At 54.8% G+C, this 20845-nt stretch carries 18 protein-coding genes, 1 pseudogene and 2 CRISPR repeat arrays (1 of these 21 cut by a window edge); of the genes and pseudogenes, 10 read left to right on the plus strand and 9 right to left on the minus strand.

What is annotated here, in order from left to right:
• Nucleotides 1–2 precede the first annotated feature (2 nt).
• The 5 genes from LEPTO7104_RS36145 to LEPTO7104_RS0129790 all read left to right on the plus strand — a co-directional run bounded on the left by LEPTO7104_RS36145 (nucleotide 3) and on the right by LEPTO7104_RS0129790 (nucleotide 5099).
• A complete protein-coding gene (locus LEPTO7104_RS36145) occupies nucleotides 3–1289 on the plus strand; it encodes a tetratricopeptide repeat protein (RefSeq protein ID WP_017302230.1) in 1287 nt (428 codons plus the stop codon).
• On the plus strand, nucleotides 1273–2397 hold the full coding sequence (locus LEPTO7104_RS37640; protein ID WP_017302231.1) for a tetratricopeptide repeat protein: 1125 nt from the start codon (nucleotides 1273–1275) through the stop codon (nucleotides 2395–2397). The genes LEPTO7104_RS36145 and LEPTO7104_RS37640 overlap by 17 nt, the downstream gene beginning before the upstream one ends.
• Before the next feature lie 525 nt (nucleotides 2398–2922).
• The gene (locus tag LEPTO7104_RS40770) at nucleotides 2923–3366 is read left to right on the plus strand and encodes a hypothetical protein (RefSeq protein ID WP_155523998.1); all 444 of its coding nucleotides are present in this window, start codon (nucleotides 2923–2925) and stop codon (nucleotides 3364–3366) included.
• A 255-nt stretch (nucleotides 3367–3621) separates the two neighbouring features.
• Nucleotides 3622–3831, plus strand: coding sequence for a S24/S26 family peptidase (locus LEPTO7104_RS36155; protein WP_017302232.1), 210 nt, complete (start codon nucleotides 3622–3624; stop codon nucleotides 3829–3831).
• Between the two features lie 521 nt (nucleotides 3832–4352).
• Nucleotides 4353–5099, plus strand: a complete 747-nt coding sequence (locus LEPTO7104_RS0129790; protein ID WP_155523999.1) for a hypothetical protein — start codon at nucleotides 4353–4355, stop codon at nucleotides 5097–5099.
• 488 nt (nucleotides 5100–5587) lie between these two features.
• On the opposite strand, the gene LEPTO7104_RS39000 is transcribed toward LEPTO7104_RS0129790, so the two are convergent.
• Complete coding sequence (locus LEPTO7104_RS39000) at nucleotides 5588–5764, minus strand: DUF4278 domain-containing protein (RefSeq protein ID WP_017302234.1); 177 nt, start codon at nucleotides 5762–5764, stop codon at nucleotides 5588–5590.
• Nucleotides 5765–6067: 303 nt separating this feature from the next.
• Here LEPTO7104_RS39000 and LEPTO7104_RS43940 point away from each other — a divergent pair.
• Both LEPTO7104_RS43940 and LEPTO7104_RS41375 read left to right on the plus strand, forming a co-directional pair.
• Nucleotides 6068–6250: pseudogene (locus LEPTO7104_RS43940) on the plus strand (Y-family DNA polymerase); the annotation flags it as partial.
• Nucleotides 6251–6254: 4 nt separating this feature from the next.
• A complete protein-coding gene (locus LEPTO7104_RS41375) occupies nucleotides 6255–6449 on the plus strand; it encodes a DUF4113 domain-containing protein (protein ID WP_071527437.1) in 195 nt (64 codons plus the stop codon).
• 103 nt (nucleotides 6450–6552) lie between these two features.
• Here LEPTO7104_RS41375 and LEPTO7104_RS0129805 read toward each other — a convergent pair whose 3' ends face one another.
• The 4 genes from LEPTO7104_RS0129805 to LEPTO7104_RS42620 form a co-directional block, all read right to left on the minus strand.
• Complete coding sequence (locus tag LEPTO7104_RS0129805) at nucleotides 6553–7866, minus strand: hypothetical protein (protein WP_017302236.1); 1314 nt, start codon at nucleotides 7864–7866, stop codon at nucleotides 6553–6555.
• Nucleotides 7863–8372, minus strand: a complete 510-nt coding sequence (locus LEPTO7104_RS0129810) for a hypothetical protein (protein WP_017302237.1) — start codon at nucleotides 8370–8372, stop codon at nucleotides 7863–7865. The genes LEPTO7104_RS0129805 and LEPTO7104_RS0129810 overlap by 4 nt, the downstream gene beginning before the upstream one ends.
• 586 nt (nucleotides 8373–8958) lie before the next feature.
• A complete protein-coding gene (locus tag LEPTO7104_RS36160) occupies nucleotides 8959–9618 on the minus strand; it encodes an HD domain-containing protein (RefSeq protein ID WP_017302238.1) in 660 nt (219 codons plus the stop codon).
• Complete coding sequence (locus LEPTO7104_RS42620) at nucleotides 9608–11005, minus strand: TIGR03985 family CRISPR-associated protein (protein WP_026073199.1); 1398 nt, start codon at nucleotides 11003–11005, stop codon at nucleotides 9608–9610. The genes LEPTO7104_RS36160 and LEPTO7104_RS42620 overlap by 11 nt, the downstream gene beginning before the upstream one ends.
• Nucleotides 11006–11592: 587 nt before the next feature.
• Between LEPTO7104_RS42620 and LEPTO7104_RS0129825 the strand changes: the two genes are divergently transcribed.
• Nucleotides 11593–12705 carry an IS630 family transposase gene (locus LEPTO7104_RS0129825; protein ID WP_017297916.1) on the plus strand — a complete coding sequence of 371 codons (1113 nt, stop codon included), beginning with the start codon at nucleotides 11593–11595 and terminating at the stop codon, nucleotides 12703–12705.
• A 37-nt stretch (nucleotides 12706–12742) separates the two neighbouring features.
• A CRISPR array of direct repeats spans nucleotides 12743–13856; the repeat unit is 36 nt; unit sequence GTTTCCAACTATTCCGAATTAACCCATTCGGTAGGG.
• 96 nt (nucleotides 13857–13952) lie between these two features.
• Here the strand turns inward: LEPTO7104_RS0129825 and LEPTO7104_RS0129830 are convergent.
• Entirely contained in the window at nucleotides 13953–15674 is a 1722-nt protein-coding gene (locus LEPTO7104_RS0129830) for an IS1634 family transposase (protein ID WP_017297181.1), read from the minus strand.
• Between the two features lie 254 nt (nucleotides 15675–15928).
• Between LEPTO7104_RS0129830 and crn3 the strand changes: the two genes are divergently transcribed.
• The gene (gene crn3 / locus LEPTO7104_RS0129835) at nucleotides 15929–16300 is read left to right on the plus strand and encodes a CRISPR-associated ring nuclease Crn3/Csx3 (protein WP_026073200.1); all 372 of its coding nucleotides are present in this window, start codon (nucleotides 15929–15931) and stop codon (nucleotides 16298–16300) included.
• Nucleotides 16297–17187, plus strand: a complete 891-nt coding sequence (locus LEPTO7104_RS0129840; protein ID WP_026073201.1) for a CRISPR-associated protein Csx3 — start codon at nucleotides 16297–16299, stop codon at nucleotides 17185–17187. Before crn3 ends, LEPTO7104_RS0129840 begins: the two co-directional genes overlap by 4 nt.
• A gap of 9 nt (nucleotides 17188–17196) precedes the next feature.
• Here LEPTO7104_RS0129840 and LEPTO7104_RS0129845 read toward each other — a convergent pair whose 3' ends face one another.
• The 3 genes from LEPTO7104_RS0129845 to LEPTO7104_RS37645 all read right to left on the minus strand — a co-directional run bounded on the left by LEPTO7104_RS0129845 (nucleotide 17197) and on the right by LEPTO7104_RS37645 (nucleotide 19110).
• On the minus strand, nucleotides 17197–17487 hold the full coding sequence (locus tag LEPTO7104_RS0129845; RefSeq protein ID WP_017302240.1) for a type II toxin-antitoxin system RelE/ParE family toxin: 291 nt from the start codon (nucleotides 17485–17487) through the stop codon (nucleotides 17197–17199).
• Nucleotides 17475–17786 (minus strand): ribbon-helix-helix domain-containing protein, encoded by a 312-nt coding sequence (locus tag LEPTO7104_RS0129850; RefSeq protein ID WP_017302241.1) that lies wholly within the window; start codon nucleotides 17784–17786, stop codon nucleotides 17475–17477. Before LEPTO7104_RS0129850 ends, LEPTO7104_RS0129845 begins: the two co-directional genes overlap by 13 nt.
• 157 nt (nucleotides 17787–17943) lie before the next feature.
• Nucleotides 17944–19110 (minus strand): putative CRISPR-associated protein, encoded by a 1167-nt coding sequence (locus tag LEPTO7104_RS37645; protein WP_017302242.1) that lies wholly within the window; start codon nucleotides 19108–19110, stop codon nucleotides 17944–17946.
• Nucleotides 19111–19313: 203 nt separating this feature from the next.
• A CRISPR array of direct repeats spans nucleotides 19314–20845; the repeat unit is 36 nt; unit sequence GTTTCCAACTATTCCGAATTAACCCATTCGGTAGGG; it runs 1939 nt beyond the window's last position.

Below are 20845 nucleotides of genomic sequence, written 5' to 3' on the forward strand. Positions count from 1 at the left end.
ACATGGGAGCATCTCACCCGCTGCAAAGCGCCTACCCCCAATACCAAAGCCTGGTTCATCAGCTGGTGGCCAGCCCAACCTGGGAACCGGAGCCGGTGCTGGCCCTGCTGAGAACGCGCGATCGCATTCAGCAGCTGATCGATCTGCTGGCCGAAATGCCCGACGAGCAAACCCTGCCGCCCCAGTTTTGGCTCGATCTGGCCAATACCGATGCCGATTTGGGTCGCCAGAGCGATCGCCTGCGGGCTGTGCCCGCCTTGGCCGACTGGCGCAAAAGCGTTCATCCCCCCGAGCACCACTGGTGGTGGTACCCGCCCGACCCGGAGCCGCCAAAGGAAGCCCTGGCCTGGCTGTGGGGCGGCCTCACCATCGCCATGCTGACCATTAGCCTGGCCCTGGCCCAGGATATTGCCAGCCGCTTTACCGCCAGTGCGCCAGGGGTGTGGAGTTCGCTGGGGGCGATCGCCCCGGTTATTCTCACCCTGTTTGCCAGCGGCGGGGCGCTGACCAAAGTAGGCCAGCAGGCCCTGGAAAACATCCTGTCCAGCCGGGGCTCCCACCGCAAGAACTGGGCCAAAATCAAGTTTGCCCTGGCCCTTTTCCTCGCCCTGGGGCTGTTTTGCTTCCACGCCCTGGGGCTGCCCCGCATTGCCCAGGCCTATAACCAGCAGGGGGAAACCCAGTACGAAACCGGCGACTGGGCCAGCGCCGAGAATAACTTTCAGCAGGCCCTCAGCCTGAAACCCGACTACCCCGAGGCCCAGTTCAACCTGGGGGTAATCTACGAAGAATTTCAGCAGTACGACAAAGCCCAAACCGAATACCTGAAAGCGGTTCAGGGCGGCTACCTGCACGCCTACAACAACCTGGCCCGGCTCTACCTGCGCGAGAAAGAGTACGACCGGGCCATTCCGCTGCTGCTGCTCGCCCTGAGCGACTCCGATCTGTCGCAAGATCCCGAGCTGGAGTACGCCCTGCGCAAAAATCTGGGCCAGGTGCGGCTAGAGCAGGGCCGTCTGGCCGAGGCCGAAACCGAGCTGCAAGAGGCCATTCGCATCAGCGAAGCTCTCGACCCACCCCGCCCCGATGCGTACTGCCTGCTGGCTCAGGTGCTTGAACAACAGCCGCCTACACCACCCAATGACTCTACCAGCGCAGTGCCCACCGCCCGCGAGGCCTGGACCCAGTGCCTACAGTACGCCAACCGCCCCGAAGACGATCGCTGGGCAGGCCAGGCCCGAGATGCCCTCACGACCACGGAGACGCCTAACTATGCTGCGCCACAATAGCCCCCAGACATTGCGCCCCGGCCCACCTCGGCGTCAACGCCCTGCTGGGATTAAACTCCGGCGATCGCTGCTCACCCTTTCCACCGCCGGTCTGCTGGCGCTGCTGCCCACCGCCGCCCACGCCGGTCTGGCCCGCATCATGAGCGTCAACGGCAGCGTCCAGCTGCGGCGCGAAGCCTGGAGCGAGTTTCGTCAGGCAAGCCCAGGCACGGCGCTCTACGGCCCCGACCTGCTCGAGCCCGTTCGCGGCAGCCGCATCCTGGTGATCTGCCCCAGCGGCAGCCGGTGGATTGTGCCCGCCGGCACGATTTCTGCGGTCAACAACGGCTGCCCCGGCACCCCCAGAGCCCTCAAACCCCAGTTTGGCATCGGCGATCTGCGCGGCGGCAGCGATCCGGCCATTCCCTACGTAATTGCGCCCCGGCTCGATACGGTGCTTTCGCCCATGCCAACCCTGCGCTGGAACCCGGTGGCGGGGGCAGAAACCTACCGGGTCTCGCTGCAAACCCGACGCGGGGCGCTGTGGGAAATCGAGACTGAGCAAACCGCCATTCCCTACCCGCAGAACCAGCCGCCGCTGAACCCCGGCACCCTATACACCCTGGTGGTGGAGACCGAGTCTGGCGCGAGTTCTACTGATGACCCGCCTGAGCTGCGGTTTAATCTGCTGACGGGCGATCGCGCCGAAGCCGCCCAGGCCGATATTGCCGCCGTGGAAGCCATGGACCTGCCCGATATGGTGGCAACGCTGGTTTTGGTCGAAGATGTCTACCCCCGCTATGAGCTAACCGAAACCGCCATTGAGGCCCTGGAGGGGCTGGTGGCCGCTGGCTGTGACACCGCCAAGGTGCGGCGACTGCTGGGCGATCTCTACCTCAAAAGCGGCCTGCGCCTGCTGGCAGAACAAAACTATGAAACCGCCCTGGCCCTGGCCCTGGCTACCGACAATCTCGAAGAACAGGTCATGGCCCAGTACGGCCTAGGCACGCTCTACGCTCGGGTGGAGGAACCGGGGCAAGCTACCCAATACCTGGAGGCAGCCCAGGCAGGTGCCCTGGCGCTGGGAGATGATACCCTGGCGGCAGCCATTGCCGCTGAGCTGCCGTAGATGAGCATTGCCAGCCAGCCACCCATCGGTTGCCCTGGTTGAACTATTGCCGCTGCCGCTGCTGTGGGAAATGCCTGGACTGCCACCCGCGCAACGTCAGCCTCCATCTCTACGATGATGAAGGTCAGCTCTACATCGAGCCGCTTTACGTTGCCAAGGGGCTGATGGTGCCCAGCTACATTGACTTCCATGTGTCACAGTCGGTTTGGCCTCGAAGGTCCTCTGGCCAAGGCTGCGACAAGAAATCACTTTTTCAAACATGACAAGTGAACTGAAAATAAATCGAATTCACAAGCTGCATAAATCAATCTACTTTAGCAACTTTTTTGTTTTTATAAACTAAATTTTATGATTGACGAGAATAAGATTTTACCAAGGTATTAAAAAGTGATGCATTTCATATCTTTTGAGTTAAATTTAAGCAAATTAAAAAGGGTCGATAGACAATCGTATTAGAGGCTATAAGGATTTTTGGCTAGTCCTAAAAGCCTCAATAATCTACCTTGAAAAATAGGAGACTTAATCATGGCAACCACATTGGCGTCAGATGTTGTTAAGCACAAAGAGCGAGAAACTGTTGGTAATCGTAAAGTCATGGAAACATCTGCGACATTATACAGAAATGGCTTTATGGTGATAGAAACGCTCACTGATTGCAATAATTGGACAGAGGGCTTGAAAGGAAGAGTCTTCGTTGTTTGCATAGATTCTTTGGGAAGAGCCATTTGGGTTACCAAAGAGTATAAGTGTACAACAAGGGGGAGTAAATTCGATGTTACTTGTCCTCGTAAGGGCAAAGACAATTTTCAAGAAACTGTGCCAGAAGTAGTTGCCCAAATGACAAGTAGCTTAGATATTGTCCAAGATGATGGTCCTATTAATAACTGGCGAGAACAGCTTAGGAGGCAAATGAATGATCTTGTAGATGTTGAGCAAGGACTGAAGCAGGCATACAATTCTCTTCAGTAATTATCCTTTTCGCCGAAACTCAATATCTGACAAATAGGAGTTGGCCTCTCGTAAAGGCTAGCTCCTATTTTTTAAGGTGTTGATTAAGGGTATAATCTACTTTTATTGGAAGATTTAGCTGTATAAATATCTAAAAGAAAATTGTACTCTAATGTCATTCCCCATCCCCGGCGATGCCGTTGAGCGAAGCCTCGACCTGAACCAGCACCTGATCCACAACCCCGCTGCTACCTTTTTCATGCGAGTCGAGGGGATATGGCGGCTGACCAGGAGGTGCAACCAGGGGATCTCCTCGTCGTCGATCGCTCTCAGCCCACCCAGGAAGGTTCTTTGGTGGTGGCGGCGATCGCACTTAGACTTCAGCAGCAGCGAGATAAGCTAGTGCCTGCTACAGGCTGGAAGCCAGAAGAAGCCTTAGATATGGAGGTTTGGGACGTAGTCACTACCCTTATCCGCAAGGTCTAATCGACTCAAAAAACACTTTTACCAGTGGGGTAGGAGGTTTTTTACAGGAAGAAAGCTGGTTTATACCGGGCGCTTAGTAGTACAAACAAATCTTGAAAGTTGTGTAAGACGTCTCGAATGAGACAGAGTAAACGGAGCAAAGCATTTCATGAGAGGCTTGAATTTCCTAACCGTAAGCCTCATCCCCAGCTCCTTCTCCCAGTTTGCTGAGAAGGGGGCCGGAAAAGCTCAAATCCTCTCTCCCAGGCTTGGTAGAGGATTTGGGGTGAGAGCAAGGCCATGTCTAAGAGAAGCGCTTGCGAGCTACGGAGATAAAATTAAACCCGTTATTTTTACGCTCAAAGTCATTCCTATTAAGTCGCGATCGCCAAATTGCAGTTAATCGTGTTGCTGAAGCGTTATAACCAAGGTAGAGCAGACCGCTTTGCCTGATAATCTAGCTAATTTCTATCAAATGTTTTAATTGCAGCACGAACTGCATCAACCAAACAATGCTTAACAAAAAAACCAGATGCCTTCCCGTGATCACATTGGGCATCCTGGGTTTACCCCTGCTGCTCATACGGCCCAGCGCTGCCCAACAGCCCGCTACAGGAACTATTCAAAGATTAAATGCAGGCGATCGCGCCTGCTATGTCGACGTGGTAAACGACCAGGGACAAAAGTTTACAGAGTTTGCTAACTTTGAAATCTGTGAGCAAAATCTTGTTGGCCAGCGGGTACAGCTTACCTACGAGTCGGGCAATATTCAAGCCGCTTCATGTCAGGGTAACCCCGACTGTGCCGAAACAGAAACCGTGATGCTCATTACCCAAGCCCAGGTTATTCCAGCGCCCACACCGGCCGCCCAGCCGACCTCAAGCCGAGTGCAAAACCTGCCAGACGGCAACTACCGCTACTGGAGCGGCACCTCCGGCGGCGTTGTCTCCGACGATGCGCTATTAGCTAACGGCGGTGTCACCTTCACCTTCACCAAGCAGGGCAACGCCATCACGGGAGTTTTTGGCTACGTAGATGGGGAAGCCATTTGTGTGCAGGGGCAAGTCAGTGGCAACACGGTTTCAGGCGCGGCGGTGCAAACCCTACGGGGTGCCCAGGTAATCAGCGCTGGAGATACGTTTAAAGCCTTTGGCTCCAGCGGCTATTTGCAAGTGCGGCGAGGCCGCCAGGTCAGTCCTGGGGTAGTGCGCTATGGCAGCGCCCTGCTCAACCTCAACGGCCTCAACCGTATCAATGCCGGCAGTCGAGTACCGCCCAGGGGCTGTTAGGAACGTCAGCTAATCCGTCCGGTCGGTGGTGGCGATCGGACGGGTTGGTAGGGTTAACGAGCAGCATTCTTTCGTCGTTAAAAAGCTCTTTAGAACCAGTTGCTACTAAGGAAAGACTTTGCCTAGCAGACTAGGGGGCGGAGCGACGTTTAGCTCCAGCGAGAGACGCTACAGGTGTGGCTCTCTGCACCCTCAGTTGACTAATACCAGATTCTGCACCGCTGGAGACAATTGGCGTGAAAACCTGCTTATGTCAAGTCTACTGAATCAGCCGTACTTAGCATAGAAACACCTTCCTCTCAAATCCTCAGACTCCAGCAGCGAGATACGCTATTACCCGCTCCAGGTTATCCACCAGGAGAAGCGCTAGACATAAAGGTTTAGGGCGTGGTCAAGCACCTGATCCGCAAGGTCTAGCAGGACAAAAAACCCCACTGTCGCCAGTGGGGTGGAAGGTCGTTGTTTTTCTAGAGGAGGAAAGCTGTGGTCTACCGGGCGTAGTGAACGCCGCGATAGGTTAGGTCAGCAGGCTGCGGTTGCTGGGCAACGTTGAACTGCTTGCGGGCGTAGGGACGGCCCATGAAGGTTGCCGTTTCGCCAGTTGCGATCGCATCAACGGCGGGGGTAAAAGCTTCGTAGGATTTGCCGAGGAAAGAGAGTTGCATAGCTGGGGGCTCCTGAGTGACGGGGGTTTGTCTCAATGAATTTATAATCCCGCGAATCTTCGATTGGGGTGGTGACGGCGGTATGAGTTGGCTGGTGATCATTATGGTTAGCAAAGGTGAGCAAACCTGGCTCTACGGCTGCTTGAGATCACATAAAGGCAAATGGCCTCCCCCTCAGTAGTTACGATTGCCTGTTGGAACATACGCCAAAGAGCGCAACCTGGACACTTTCTACGACTGCCTTCCTAAATCAAGGGCACCCTAAGCTCACAGCGAGTTCTTGAGAACGTCCTTAACATGTAGATGCAACCTGAGATCAACCCCCACTGGCGACGCTGGCTAGTGGGGGTTTTGTTTTTTCGGAAATGCCCTACCGACTCGTTTTTTGCCTCCTGTGAAAAGGTCTTCCGGCCCGACCTGGTGGGCAAGCTCATGGTTGTGCTTTCTAACAACGATGGCTGTGTCGTGGCGCGATCGCCTGATAGCAGCCATGGACAGCCTCAACCGCAGGCTCAGACCCGATGTCGTCAAGTTTGGCGCAATAGGCCTCAAGCCCACCTGGGCGATGCGGTCAGACTACTTCTCCCAGCGCTATACGACCCACTGGGCGGAGATACCAACTGTGAAGGTTTGGCAAACGACTAAAAATCAATCCACAAGACTGTCCCACGAGACAGTCCTATAGAACCCATTTGAGATCCCTACGCAGCGGTGCAGGCCGCTTGAGCATTAGCCGAATGAAGCATAGATTGATTTGCAGTTCTTCGTGTTCTGGGAATAGTAGAGTTTTACGACAATTTCCATACCCCTAGTGCTGCCAGCAATGTGGCGCTAACCCAGTAAGGTAAGGGATTCAGGGCGTTGCTTACCTGGCTCCGGCAAAAAATTCTCTCCCAGGCTTTGGCTAAAAAAGGCCAAACCAGCAGCAAAGCAGCCGCCATAAGCCAGATAGTTGAGAGAGCCCGGGGGCTGGCCACCCGGTCGATGGAAACAATCTCTATGCCATTGATTCGCCCCATAGCCCGCAGCAGCCGCAGCAGCCATGCCTGTAGGGCAAAGGACAGGGGGAATAGCAATAACAATGTGACCTGCCACAATAGGTGAGTTGAGTTTGCCGTCATCCACTGCCGTAGCTTGGCAGGGGGATGGGCCAGTCGGGACAACAGCCATTTTCGGCCTCGGTATTTCTCTGGGAAGCTTTGGAGTGCGCTCAGGGCATCTTCAACGGAACGACTAGCCGGAGCCTGATCCGCATTCAGTTCAGAGCACCAAATCGCTACCATCGGCACGATGAATACGCTGACTGTAAAAACCAATAGGCCAAAGCTAATCCATAGTGCTCCAAACACCATAAAAACCGACTCACCCAGCTTGTGGCCAATCGCCCTGAACAGTAACCCAATCCCCCCAACACCCATCGACATCAGATAGATGATTTCGCCAAAGAAGAGAACCGTTATCGCTAAAAACGACAGAATGAAGGGCAGCAAGAACAGTTGGCTGTAGAGTTTACCCCACTGCTCAATCACCCCTCTGAAGGGGCTACCTGCGCCAATAATGAGAGCATCGCCGTGGCGGTAGTGGGCTAACTCATGGAGCAAGATTGCCTCTGCGGCTAGTCGATCTGCCCGCCACAGTTTTACGAATGAGCCAAAGAACGCGATCGCCGTTTTGCCAAACCCCAGCGGGTAAACAAAGGGGGACTGATCAAAGCGCCGAAGGTTTACTCTGACCTCGATTCCTGGAGCATGGTGATGAATGAATTCAAGAATTTCAATCATCGCTGGAGATGTGGGGCCAGCGGGCTTGAGTTTGTATTCTTTTTCCAGGTAATTGGTTCTAATCGAGGGCCGTAGCAGAGCTAGAATCCCCAAGAACAGTGCCAGAGATGGTACCAGTTCTAAAAGCCCCACCAGGCCAAGGATGCGATAGGCGGCATCGGTTACCGGGTCGATACCGGCAGCAGGGGTTTGAAATAGCTCTTGAATATTGCGAACCCAGACGGACAGGTAGTAGGGCAGCAGCAGCATAAAGAACACAACCAGCCAAAACCATAGCCAGGGAGGTACTACGTTGCTTTTAATGCGCCCTTGGGCGGTCATGGATTTGGCCCCGATTGTTCAATAAACTTGGCGGTGCCCTGGGGATCTTCGAGTAGAGAATTTAAGACCCGGAACGTGATCAGGTCAGCTTCATTGGCCTCAATGCCCGCCGTCCTAAGCTCAGTTCCAACGGTATCAATGACTCGCTTCAGAGCCGTGTAGGGAGCAGTTTCGGGGAGCTTCTCTAGCTTCTCTTTAGGGGTGACTTCTTTGCGAATATCCAGCAAGTCCTTGACGACACCCACGGCATTGCCAGTTTCATCGTCAGAGATCAGCGTCAACACCCACTTTGCTGCTGTCGTAATGCCGCGCAGCACCCAAGGAAGGAGGGCGATCGCGCTACCAGGACCATAACCCCCCGCAATGCTGGTATCGGTTTGTATAAATAGCTCTGCCCTACTCTCGCCCCCTTCCAGGTAAGCCGCCACAATGTCAGGAGCCAGGTCAGTCTCAGACGGGTCTGCGGCGGCGGCCAGGTTGATTGCCCAATTGTTCAGCTGCTCCATGTCTGCCCCCGAATGCTGTCATTCAGGAGAATAATCTAGCCTGACTGAATTGAGGCCTCATCGTCTAAATCCTTTAATGTCTGCGCGATTACAAACCTCATCGGACAATTCGCTCTGGGGTTGAATCGTCTGGAATCGTCAGTCCCCGGCCTCAGCCTCCTTTCACGCTCTATTCCTGCCTCTTTGCCCGGTCCCCAGCCCGGTCGAGCCCTGCTCTATTGGGACAGCCCTGCGCCGTATCATCCACAGTAGCTATGCCATCCAGAACCATCTGACTAAGGAAGAAGGTATTTTGAACAGGGGAACAGGAGCTAATTTATTCGTCCTCGGCAATAGCTCTGCTCGTTTTTATCAGGGCAACGGCCATGCTCTAGGGAAGGATTTTAACCCCCTACGAGGGGATCTTTTTCGCCCAGTGATATCCGAACTCTGTCAAGCATATTTTGTCCAAGACGGACAAAATATGCTTGACATTAAATGTGATTTCTAGCATATTTTGTCCGGCGTGTAAGGCATATTTTGTCCAAAGCGATCGCTGAACGCCTTGAAATCTCATCCGGCCCAAACAGTCCTATTTTGCTGGTTTCTAGCAATTCTTGTCCGATCGTGCAGTTTTCAAGCATATCGTGTCCAATCGTACAGGACCGCTGTTTTGAGCGGGCTGAACCCTTTGCGAAAGCTGGGTTACGGCAGCTTTCAACTGAGTGGTGAGGTGGCCTGGCAACGCCCGATCAAACAGGTCGGTGAGAGATCGATACAGCCAGAGATAGTCCTCAGGAGTCGCGGCAAACCGGCTCCAGATGACATCGCCCTGCAGGGCTAAGTTTTCCAGCAGCGATCGCACATTGTGCAGCTTGTCGGCCAGCACCACCCGCTGGGCCACCTCAGGAGCCTGCGCCACCTGACGCAGATAGGCCAGCTTGTGATCGCGCCAGCTCTGATCAGGCTGACGGGGCGGCTCGGTGCAGACATCGACAATGGCGATCACCTGGGGGCCGAAGCGCTGCAAAAGTTTTGCGCGGGTGGGCACACCGCCCTGGTCTTCGATCGCATCGTGGAGCAGAGCCGCGATCGCTTCGTCTTCGCTGCCGCCGTCTTCGAGTACCAGGGCGGCGACGCTCATCAGGTGGGCAATGTAGGGGATGGGCCGCACTTTGCGGGTTTGGTCGCGGTGCAGATTGAGGACAACGGCAAACGCATCGGCCAGGCGATCGCTGAGGGCTGGGACAGGCGGGTTAGAGATCATAGAGGGTCATTTCTTGGCTAATGTCTTGGATGGTCTGCTGACGCAACTCCCAGGGCAGCAAAATTTCGACGTGGGGTCGCCAGGCGCGCAGACGCTGACGCACGTTGGGGTCATTTTGGCGATACTGGGCCTGGTAGTAGGCATCGTCGGGCGATCGCTTGCGCCAGAGGGCCAGCAGCTTGGCCTGAGTGGGGCCGCGCACCTGTTGCTGAATCAGAGGGTCGACCTGGGCGTAGGGGACTACGCGAAAGGTGCTGTGGCGCAGGGTATCGCGAATGTAGCGACGGTTCCAGTCGGGGTCGAAGCGCAGCAGCAGTAGCTGGCTGGGCTGGTAGTAGTCAAAACCCCAGGCGTCTTCCATGGCGGCGGCAATCGCGTCGGGGGTGGGCAGGGTATGGGCCTGGTACTGCTGACGCAGGGAGGGGGGAATGGTTGGGCCATCCCAGGGGTGGGGGGTAATGGCGTGGATGCGATCGAGGCGGTAGTTGCGCCAGCCGGTGGCATCAGGAGGCTGGCCGGGTATCTGGCCGTAGCCGCAGAGGTAGGGGCCGCGCCGATAGTAGTAGATGCACACGGGGTAAACGGTGATGGTTTCGGGGTGGGTGGCCCTGGCCCCTTGGTAGCTCAGGGCAACGGGAGGCACGGGCTGCTGCTGCCAGAGGTCGGCCAGTAGGGCCTGCCAATCGTCGACCTGGTCAAGGTTTTGCTTTGCGACGACGTAGTCAACGTGGACGAAAAAGCGGCGATGCCCACTGAGAGCGCTGGAGAGGTTTTCGGCGATCGCGGCCAGGTCGGGCTGGGTCAGGGCGCTAACTTCCTGGCTGGTGGCCCAGGTGGTGGGGGTGGCCTGGCGAGGGTAGTCGGGCCAGAGGTCGACGGGGCTAAAGGCGGCACCGCTACAGTCGAGCCAGTGAATGTCGGTAAGGCGGCGCAGGTCACTGGCCAGGGTGCGGCGGGTGACGCCAAACAGGCGGGTGTTGAGCAGGGAGTCGAACTGAGGGGGCAGTTGGCCGTGGTCGGCCAGGGATTGACGGAACTGGGCGATTTGAGCGGCGGCCTGGGGTTGGTAGATTTGCCACTGGGCTTCGGTGATTGCTAGCTCGGGATGAAACAGCCAGGCGGCGGTGGTTTTGGTACAGGGGCAGCGGGGGGCGTGGGGGTCGGGTTTGGCTTCGGTGGTGGGGTGGGTGGCGCTAAAGAAGGTGTCGCGCCATTGGGCATAGGTGAAGGGGGTGGGCAGCGGCAGGCGTTCGTCGTCGCTGCCGTAGAGCAGGCGCAGCCATACCCACAGGCGCACGGCCTGCAGCAGGTTTTGCTTGAGGGCGCCGCGGGCGAGCCACTGTAGGAGAGGAATGGAGGGGGGCTCTTGCCAGGGGTTATCGGCCATGGTGGCAGGGGAAAGGTGAATGCTTTTGAGTGTGCCACAGGGCTGGAAGAGGGGAGGGCGGAAGAGGGAAGAGGGCAGGCGGAAAGCTTGATGGGATAGAGCCTTAATAAAGGTAAAGATCTCCATTATCAAACCTTCGTTTTTTCGCTCTATGTCTTCCGCCCTTAGAAACACCAAATTGACCTATTTGGCAGGGTTTGGGATGAAGAGTACCACTGGTACATGAAAGAGGCGCTTCCAACTATTCCGAATTAACCCATTCGGTAGGGCAGGAAAACCATGGTCAACTATCCCGGTGCGTTCAATTATGTCAAGCAGTTTCCAACTATTCCGAATTAGCCCATTCGGTAGGGTCCCTCCGATACTACCTAGCCGACGAACGCGACACCGCCCGAGTCTGGTTTCCAACTATTCCGAATTAACCCATTCGGTAGGGGACGACTGGAGCGACATCTACTGGAGACTCCAGCGATACTAGTTTCCAACTATTCCGAATTAACCCATTCGGTAGGGCAGCAGTCTCAGCAGCCTGTAAGCTGTTAAGCATCTAAACTACATATTAGGGAGTGTATTTTGGTGAGTTATACATGCCAATCAAGAATTACCTAACGGCCGAAGAGAAACAGGAATTGCAGAAGCAGCTTAAATTTCATGAGCATCCCGACGTTCGTGAGCGTATTCTAATTCTGCTATTGCGAAATGATGGCAGAAAACAGCAAGAGATTGCAGACTTTCTAGGTTGCTCCTTAAGGAAAGTAGCCTATTGGTGTGCCCACGGAAATCCAAGTGACTTAGCCAGTTTAACCGATGAACGAATGCATGGGAATTATCATAAGGCCACCGATCAATATGTCAACTTATTATTGGATGTCATTGAGAAAGAGCCTCAAGAATTGGGGTACGAATTTGGTCGATGGACGGCGGCTCGGCTCGCCACATATTTAGAACAAGAAACCGGGATTCAGCTAAGTGGAAGTCAAGTGAGGAGGATTCTCAAGTCAAAAAAGTACGTTTACCTCTGGGCCAAATATAGCTTAGAGGAGAAGCAAGATCCAGAGAAGCGAAAACTCTTCAAGGCAAAACTGGAGGAGTATTTAAGAATTACTAAAGAATCCCCAGAGAAGCTCCAGGTCTGGTTTTGGGATGAATGTGGCTTTAGTTTGAGAGTGACACGTCGAAAGGATTGGGTCAAGAAAGGGACGCGCAAGAAGGTTTCTGGAATTCGACGGAAAGGACGTATCAATGTGATGGGAGGAATCCGCTATTCGGACAAGAAGCGGTTGGTGGACTTTCTCCCCAAAGGAACCGGTGAAAATTTTTATAAGGTTCTCAAGAACTTTTACGAGGAGGTTATTTATGACTGGGCTGGCGAGGATAGGAGCGTGAGCGAATTTGAGAAAGACGGGCCTAAGGTTGTGATTATTTTAGACAATGCGAGTATTCACAAAAAGGAGGAATTTACAGAGAAGATAAAGTTAGAGATGCCAAATTTAGTTTTGGAGTTTTTACCTGAGTATAGCCCGGACTACAATCTGGTCGAATTGGTTTGGCATTCAGCAAAAGAGTTCATCTCAAATCGTTTATTTAAGTCTATTGAAGATCTCGAGGCTCTTATCAATAAGCTTCTCAATGAAGGAGAACTGGCCATAAATTGGCATCGGAAGGTGAAAAACAAGGGAAGTGCTATTGATGCAATTTAGATGCGCAACAGCTTAACTTGGCAGCAAGCTGATCAGAGTTTCCAACTATTCCGAATTAACCCATTCGGTAGGGCATGACTACTTTCTGTATCGGGAGGCGGCTACGATTGAGGTTTCCAACTATTCCGAATTAACCCATTCGGTGGGGTCTCTCCGCTTCTGCTGCTTTCGGTGCTGATGATGTTCAGTGGGAGTTTCCAACTATTCCGAATTAACCCATTCGGTAGGGTATGCAAATCAACCCAGTCAACTGCCCGACGACCTAATCAGGTTTCCAACTATTCCGAATTAACCCATTCGGTAGGGACTAAATTCAACAGCTTGGCCTAGTCGTATCCAAGTTGAAATACTAGAGTTTCCAACTATTCCGAATTAACCCATTCGGTAGGGAAGCGAGAGAGTCAGGGCAGTGCCCCTACACGAGTTAGCGGGCAGTTTCCAACTATTCCGAATTAACCCATTCGGTAGGGCGTTCGTGGGGATACCGATGCCTCCACTACCCATGTGGTAGTGTTTCCAACTATTCCGAATTAACCCATTCGGTAGGGATCAAATCTGGACTCAGGAACAAGAAGACCTGGTTCGAAAGGTTTCCAACTATTCCGAATTAACCCATTCGGTAGGGCGATTGATCAATTTGACTGGGATCAAGTCATTCAGCAGGGTTTCCAACTATTCCGAATTAACCCATTCGGTAGGGCTGAAGAACATGAACAATATTGGTTGTTTTGTTAATCTGGTGTTTCCAACTATTCCGAATTAACCCATTCGGTAGGGGCTGGCAACATGTGTGCAACGAAGGAGATTTTCCAGGCTGGTTTCCAACTATTCCGAATTAACCCATTCGGTAGGGACGTAGACGTTAATCCGTCTTACGTATCGCACAACAACGGCGTTTCCAACTATTCCGAATTAACCCATTCGGTAGGGACATAGAAGCCGCCTACTCTAAGGCATTAGCAAAGGGTTTCCAACTATTCCGAATTAACCCATTCGGTAGGGGCGTACTAAGGTTGCGAAGGCATCCCTGATTCAAAAAAGTTTCCAACTATTCCGAATTAACCCATTCGGTAGGGTCAGGAAAACAACCTCGATATCAACCCCGTTACTGTGACGTTTCCAACTATTCCGAATTAACCCATTCGGTAGGGTGCGCCATTCTGGAAGCCAGGAGTAGAGCGGGTTTCACCCCCCTCAAAAGGCACATTAGCATTTTAGCAGTGATCTCACTCCCGGTTCGCTCATTTCTAAGGTGGTTCGTCAGATACGGGCCCCAGCAGGGTGTAAATACTTACCGGGAAGTTGAGAGCCTTTAAGATCTGCTGCTGTAAAGGCGTCAGCTCCGTCAGATGGGCATAGGTCTGCCCTCGTGCATTCACCATGACTAGAGTAATGTCGCGAAAACTGGCCAACAGTAATTCGGCTGTCGGACGTGCCGTCGCCCGCTTGGGATTACCGATATATAGCCCTGAGAGGGTTTCTTGGTGACCAGCTAAGGCTTGACGCATCTGAAACTCCACCAGCGTTAACAGCCGCAACCCCATCGAGAGTAAGCGAATTAATCCCTTGATATGGTCTTCACGCTGTAAGTACATCGGGGAGAGGGAGAGGGGATGCCCTTTGAGTCGGCTAAAGCTGTGCTCCACCAGATATTCTTGGCGGTAGACCGTCACGGCTTGAGGCAACGATAATGCCGCTGCGGGATGATTGGTGACATAGACCCGCCAGCCCAAGGTTTGCATCTGCTGGTTGATGGCCTCAGTTTCTAGGGTGCCATTCACCTGGAATCGACGGTGCTCCACCATCCGAGCCGGGCGGTCCCGGTAGCGACGCACAGCGTGTTGCTCCACCTGTTGTGAGTAGGTGAGTTGAACGTAGGCCTTGACCCGGTAGCGGGTGAGAATCGCCTCGGCGGCTTGCGCTAAGGCGACCTCATCGGGAAAGGCTTTCTGGCCGCGCCCCGATTGGTTGAGCGCCGCTAAGGCCGTCTGGGCGTGCTCAAGTCGAGCTTGGAAGGCCTGCTGGGCGGATTGAGCATAAGCCAAGGAGTACACGACCAATTGCCGCTCTGACCACGTCCAGGTGTGTCCGTCCCATTCTCCTGTGCGGGTCTGGGTCTGCTCATAGCCTCGGGCAATCAGCGCGGTGTGACCGTCGGCATAGTCGTAGTGAATCTCCTGCAACTCAACGGCCCCTTGCTCCACTGGGTCTAGGTAGGCCTGCATCGCCTCCGCCTTGAGTTGAGTCCCACCGAGCGGACAGAGATAGTAATCGCCTGTGGCCTGGAGAAAGCAACGGGTCGCTAGACTGGCCATCTTGCTGTCACCCACGTAGAGCAACCCAGACTGACTGAGGGTCTGACGCACCTGCCCGATGGCCGGAATGTAGAGCGGGTCGTCGGCGCGCTGCCCGGAGACAATCTCGGTCGCTATCGGTAGCCCCAGCGGATCTAGCGTCGCCAGCATCAGCTTCAGTTGGGGCAGGTCGGGGCGATGGTCTTTGCTATGGCCATATTGGAACAGCCCTGACTCATTGACCGTCCAATCCCCGCTGACGCTGGTACTATCCAGACGCAGCCGTTTGGGGTGCAGGTCATACACCTGAATCTGACGCTGATTCAACGCCGGTTCAAACAACGCCCATTGGGCATCATCACTGAGATATCGCAACACGCTTTCTAGGCGGTCGTCACTCAGGTCAAGGGCGCGAACCGGTTGCTGCAAGCCCTGTTGCAAGGTTTCCTGATGTCGCTCTACCCAGGCCTGCACGGGGTTTAACCGGTGATCCGCTTGGGACAAAATGTGGCTCAGCCAAACTATCACCACATGGCCTAAGCTGAGCCCCTGCCAGTTCCCATGGGTCGGAAAGTAGTCGTCGAGCAGGGGTTGCACGTCCATCCGCTGCAGTTGGGCCAGCAACAGGGGAATATCGTCAACCCGTTCGGTGATAACGGTTAGGGGGGTATCCATAGCCCTAACCTATCCCAATTGGCTGACCTCATTTAAAAATGAGCGAACCGTGAGATCTCAAGCTCTAGAACGCCAATTTGGCAGGGCCAAAACCCTTGTTATATAAGGGTTTGGCACATGAGAACGAGAGAATGCGGGTTTTAGCCGATCTGGCTAATGTGCCGGAGGCATTGCAAACTAATAGCAATTGCGCTGGCTATTCTGCTTCTAAAAGTGTTTTTTCGTTCCACAACCACTCATCTTCTGCCTTCCCTATGACCGCTATTCAACTCACTCGCCAGGGGCAAACCACCGCTGCCGGGTTGCCCTACCAGCATGTGCACATTCACATCGCCACCGCCGATGGGCTGATCGAGCCTGCCGACCTCAAAGGGTTGGCCCTGCCCCCCGGCATGGTGTGGAGTCAGGGCGTGGTGCTAGAGGGCAAAGCCCCCATCTGGCTCTACAGCTATCTGGTCCACGAGTGCCACGCTGCCGTCTGGGTGGCCTGCTTTGACCCGCGCCTGGGCGACGGCACCGAAAACTCGGGCGGGGCGGTGGTGGTGGCCACCCATTCGCGCCAGGTGGCGGTGGGCCAGGTGCTGGGTGTTACCATACCGGCCATAGAAAGCGGGGCCACGGCATGATTACCCTGCGGCTGATTGAGGCCGAGTACCAAATTTTGGCGGCGGCCCCCTACCCGGCTAGCGAATTTATTCGACCGGGTGAACTGGCAACGCTGACGTTGCCCCCGGCCCTGCGCCTGGATGCGCCGATCATTTTGTTTGGCCAGGTGCCAATTTGGGTCTATGGTCGCCTGATTGACCTGTGCGGGGCGGCTCCCTGGGTGGGGTGTTTTTCGGCTCCGGTGGCGGAGGCGGTGGTGGTGCACAGCCGGGTGAGCGATGTGGCGGTGGGCGATGTGGTGCCGGTGCCCCTGCGGCAAACTCCGGCCCCGGCACTGCTGGTGGGTGGCCCACCCGATAGCGGCAAGAGCGTGTTTTCTAATGCGCTGCTGACCAGTTTGCGGCAGCACTGCGGCGATCGCACCATTTTCTTACACCGGGCTAACTGGGATGGCGAGGGCAACTGGAGCCACGACGTGGCCAACCGCGAGCTGGTCAAGCGGCTGGTGACGGGCCACGAGCGCCGCATCCACCAGCTGGACGACGCCCAGACCCGAATGGCGGCGTTTTTTGCCTACCACACCCAGGCGGTGGCCAACCTGCGCCGGGTAGTAGACCTGGTGATAGTGGATGTAGGGGGCAAACCCCAGCCCGAAAAGGTGCCGCTGGTGGGGCAGTGTACCGACGCGGCTATCATCAGCCGGGCCCCGGAGCTGGTGGCTCCCTGGCTGGAGTTTTGCCAGCCAGCCCTAAAGGTCAGGGTAATTGTGCACAGCGTGCTGGAAGATCGCTGTGAGGTGGTGGGGCACGACCCGCTGGAGATGGTGGTGGGGCCGTGGCAGCGGGGCGATCGCCGACCAATGCCAGAGCCGATCGTGAGGGCGATCGCGGCGCTGATGGATTGTTAGAGCCTGCGGTTAAACGGGACGATTTTGCCGTCCATGATAGACCCGCAAAATCAGCACTTCATCCTTCAGTATGGCGTAGTGAAGCAGGTACCCAACTTTGCCAAAGCGCACTACCAGCTTTCTCAAACCTGGAGCAGCGGCGATCGGGCTGCCCCGTTGAGGGGACTGGGCCAAGCTCTTGCCCGCTTGGATAATAGCCTGCACGGCGCGGGCTGCTGAATCTGGGTTTTGGTCTTTGAGAAATCGATAGTGGCGATCTAAATCGGCTAAGGCCGGACGTGACCAGACTACTGTGGGCATGGTTGCTCGTCGTCAGTGCCCAAGCTATTGCCCCAGGCTTCAACCTGGTCATGGGGGATGGCATCGTGCTGATAGGTGGCTAGCACGGCTAAGCTCTGCTGAGCCATCTCAGCCTCAGTCAGCGGCGAGAACTGGAGGTTGTCATCCAGAGCGCCGTAGCCTACATCAGTGAGTTGCTCGTCTTGATGGTCTAGTAGCTGCACCCCGGCAACAAGCACGTCTAAAACAGTTTGGTACTTGCCGCTGGCGATTTGTCGCTGAACCAGTTCTTCTAATTCTGGGGGCAAAACGATTTGCATAGGGCGGTTTTCATGGTTAGGCAGCTTTGCAGATAGACAGCAGAGGTACTCCCATACCGAGAATCGCTAAATTTGCCGTTTAGCTCTTAGTGTACTCAACTACTGGCGTGTGCTCTTGCCCTAAATCTCTCTTAGAACGGAAGAGGGACTTTGAGCCCTATTCCGCAAACCGATCGCACAGATCCAAAAGACAAGCCTGTCGCTGGCTGGGCGTTTGGCTGGAGGTCTCAACCCAAAACTTTACGGTCCAACTGCCGTTGCTGTAGATGCCTTCGATGGCGTCGCCTTTAAGGCGAAACTGGTTGACCGATGGCAGGTCAGGATTCCAGCGGTGGGTGCGACAGCCGGTGACGTAGGGGCACCGATCGGTAACCTGTTGCATATAGCGCAGAATAGCCGAACGGGCGTTGCCCCAATCGTGGTCAGAGAGCTGAGGCGATCGCTTTTGGCGAGCGGGCACCACCGCAGGCAGGGCGGCTATGTCGGGCTGGCGACCCCTAAAGGCCTCATGGAAGATCTGCCCAGTGGCCGATAGGGCAACGTAGTCCACACCATCGATCACTGTTCGCTCGACCAGGGGTTCCAGGGCTTCTTCCCAGGTGTTGGCCAGGGCTGTAGCGGGGAGCATACCCTGGGGTGAGTCCAGAGTCCTGAGCCAGCTAGCGTGGTTCAGCCAGAGGTCAAAGTCGAGGCTGATGGGCATGGGCGGGAAGGCAATAATTTCGCTGAAGCGCTCATGTTTGTAGTACACCGGCACCTTAAGGGCCTGACCTAGGAGCACGGCGATCGCAATCTGCGCTTTATACCCCCCGGTGGCGTTGAGGGCACAGGTGCTGGGGCCGTAGTCGCGCAGCAGGCGGCTGATGGTTTTGACCAGGTTGCGCAGGCCGCTGGTGCGGAAGCGTTTGGGGTCGTCGTCTTGCAGGCCGATGATGGGGTGGCTTGTGGTGGAGTGGCCTTTGAGATCGTAGTAGTGGGTGAGCAGGGTGGCGATCGCGCGGCCCTGGTCAGTGTCTGAGTGGCAAAATATCAGGCGGGCGTTGGGGGCGCAGTCGCCCTGGGTCAGCAGGTCGGCAATGGAGTTGATCTCGGCTCCGGCTAGGCGCAGGGTGGGGGGTAGCTGCCCCAGGGCGATCGCCAGGTCGGCCCATTGCTGTTGCTGGTAGGCGGCTTTGAGGTCGGCCACGATCGCTGGAGAGAGGTGGGGCTGGTCGATGGCGGGCTGGCGAGCCAGCCAGTCTGCAAAGGCTGTGGATGCGGGCAGGTTTTGCAGGTTGGGGTAAAACAGGCTGACGCCCACGGTGCAGATTAGGGTTTGGCGCATGGGCTGGCGGTGCGGTGTGTGTGCCCGAAACTATAGCCAACGGCTGGAAGTGATCTCTTCCAATGCGGCAGGGGCAGTGAAAAAAGGCCCAGAGTTTTTGGAAAAACTCTGGGCCTTTTTTCAGCGAGTAGTCACCCCTACCGAATGAGTTAATTCGGTAGGGGTGAGATGGTTTTTGAGCCCTTGGTAGTCTGGGATTACGCGTTTCCAACTATTCCGAATTAACCCATTCGGTAGGGTCCCCCCGTCGGTGCTGCCGGTCCTGAAGCCTGGCGCTGAGCTGAAGAGGTTTCCAACTATTCCGAATTAACCCATTCGGTAGGGCAGGGATACTCTAATGCCAGAACAAATTAATTCCAGGTTTCCAACTATTCCGAATTAACCCATTCGGTAGGGACCAACTCACCCCTGCTGGATGGCGGGCGATCGAGATGGCAGGTGGTTTCCAACTATTCCGAATTAACCCATTCGGTAGTGACCCCCATGGAAGCTCCAAGCGGCGCCATTGTGGATACAAAGGTTTCCAACTATTCCGAATTAACCCATTCGGTAGTGGCGGCATTTAAGAATGAAACTCCTGTATGGAGTAACAAGTGTTTCCAACTATTCCGAATTAACCCATTCGGTAGTGCCCAGCACCGTCACCCTCTCCACATGCCGCGAGTAGATCGTTTCCAACTATTCCGAATTAACCCATTCGGTAGTGGTGGCCTAATTGAAGGGGCATTAAACGCTGCTGTTCAGCGTGGCTTGTTTCCAACTATTCCGAATTAACCCATTCGGTAGTGAACTTTACAGCAGTTGTCTACTTTAACAACTCTCCCGAGCGTTTCCAACTATTCCGAATTAACCCATTCGGTAGTGACAGCCAGCTAATAAACTCTGATCTATCGGCTAAGATCGTTTCCAACTATTCCGAATTAACCCATTCGGTAGTGACTCCATCTACTCCTTCTACTCCAGACAAAGTTTCCAACTATTCCGAATTAACCCATTCGGTAGTGTGCATCTACTTACTGCTGTCTACTCACAATACTATGGACTCATGTTTCCAACTATTCCGAATTAACCCATTCGGTAGTGCATCGCGACCTTTAACCCCATCACTGGCGAAACCCGCCGTGTGTTTCCAACTATTCCGAATTAACCCATTCGGTAGTGGAGATTCTTGTACCAGGCATCTATGAACTTACTCAGGTAGTTTCCAACTATTCCGAATTAACCCATTCGGTAGTGGCTGATAGCGCCGTGCAGCCAGCGCCGCCCGTCTGGTTTCCAACTATTCCGAATTAACCCATTCGGTAGTGAGATATTCAGCGGGCTGCCGCCAGGCGGCAAATGAGCCCAGTTTCCAACTATTCCGAATTAACCCATTCGGTAGTGCTCATCCTTCGCCCCGTGATGGCTTCCCCCTGCGGCTGTTTCCAACTATTCCGAATTAACCCATTCGGTAGTGGAAGATCCTAAATTGATCTTTGCCAACGTCTACTTTGATGGGTTTCCAACTATTCCGAATTAACCCATTCGGTAGGGGCCCAAGAGACTGCTACGTCGGGTTCGCCTGACTGTAGGTTTCCAACTATTCCGAATTAACCCATTCGGTAGGGTCGACTACGAAAACCTTCCCGTTCCAGAAGAATACGAAAAGTTTCCAACTACTCCGAATTAACCCATTCGGTAGGGGAAGATCCCAGAGACCAAGCCTACGTTCGGGGATACCAAGATGGGTTTCCAA

Origin of the sequence: Nodosilinea nodulosa PCC 7104 (assembly GCF_000309385.1) — a bacterium.
GTDB lineage: Bacteria > Cyanobacteriota > Cyanobacteriia > Phormidesmidales > Phormidesmidaceae > Nodosilinea > Nodosilinea nodulosa.